The organism is Planococcus sp. CAU13, from assembly GCF_000775575.1.
Taxonomy (GTDB): Bacteria; Bacillota; Bacilli; order Bacillales_A; family Planococcaceae; genus Planococcus.
Genome location: NZ_JRGN01000079.1, coordinates 1 through 1,219, shown reverse-complemented (window position 1 = coordinate 1,219; position 1,219 = coordinate 1). Strand labels below are relative to the sequence as shown.

At 48.5% G+C, this 1,219-nt stretch carries 1 protein-coding gene; it reads right to left on the bottom strand.

What is annotated here, in order from left to right; translation table 11 throughout:
• Positions 1–1,219: ABC transporter permease subunit (locus KW93_RS03605; protein WP_033541605.1), on the bottom strand; the 1,219-nt coding region annotated here is incomplete at both ends.

Below are 1,219 nucleotides of genomic sequence, written 5' to 3'. Positions count from 1 at the left end.
GTTTTCTTCTTCCCACTCCAGCCGGTACTTTTCAGAGGGCCATCCATCTACGGTATGCATGGTTCGAAGGAATTCACCAGAAAAAACGGGTTGGATGCCTCGCCCTAGCAGCCATTCTTTTTCTGCCAAACTGGCATCGATTGTGAACTGGCCCATGACCGGAAGCTCATTAATGTTCCCCACGCCAATATGTTCCCATTCATTATCGTGGATTTGATTTACGAAGAACTGGTATTCATGAAAAGCATCCCAATTGCCTTCTCGATAACCGGCGATAGCATTCGCCGCTTTGTTTTTTTGATCCGTAAAGAAGTTGAGCGTACCTTCCAGTCGGGGAATTTGACTATATGAATCACCAATAGCCAATTCGCCTTCTTCTTTTTCTGATGCCTGCTGCTCCACCTCTTTCACAGAAGCAATGGTTTGTTCCATATAAGGAATATCATGATTTTCAAGTGCGAAAATCATTTGCTGTATGCCTTCTAAATATGCTTCCTCTTTTTGATCCGCCAGCTGGGAAATTCCCCAATACCCCATCCCAGTGAATAAGACGAGCAGAATCATGACTTTCTGGAACATCCCTTTCCGCCTAAGTTTCCGCCATTCGAACAACAGAACACTAGTTAAAGCGGCAGAACGTGCCCGCGTTCCCCCTCTTCCAAATGGGTTGTGGGTTGTTGACCGCTGGAATGCGCTTGACTCCTTTTCCGGCAACTTGATTGAAAGGGTTAAGAACACGCCGCTCCACAGAATGGCAGATGCCAGATACAGCCAATCTGTAGTTTGCGGTACCCCCTCCAATATTTGCTGAAACTGGAACAGGTGAAACGGATTAAAGGCTGTCTGCAGGACCGGCATCGACTGCGTAACGGTAAGACCTGCCAGCATGATGAAAAATAGAACGATGTTCAAGGTAAACGTATTCTTGAGCCAGACACTTACCACCAAAGCCAGACTGAATACAACCAGCACGGCTGCAAAAAACACCGCCAGTACGCGCAAGAGAAAGCTGAATGACGAAAGAATCGCAAATGCCTCGTCTCCCGCCAGCACCTGCGGATATTGAAGACTCAAAGCGTGATCCCCGAAGACCAGCGGCACCAGCAATCCAATACCGATCACCAGCAGGACATACAGCATTGCCACCGTCAGCACACTGACGAACTTCGCGAGGACGATCTGCCGTTTGCTGGTCGGCTGCGTCTTAAGCGTCAGCCAG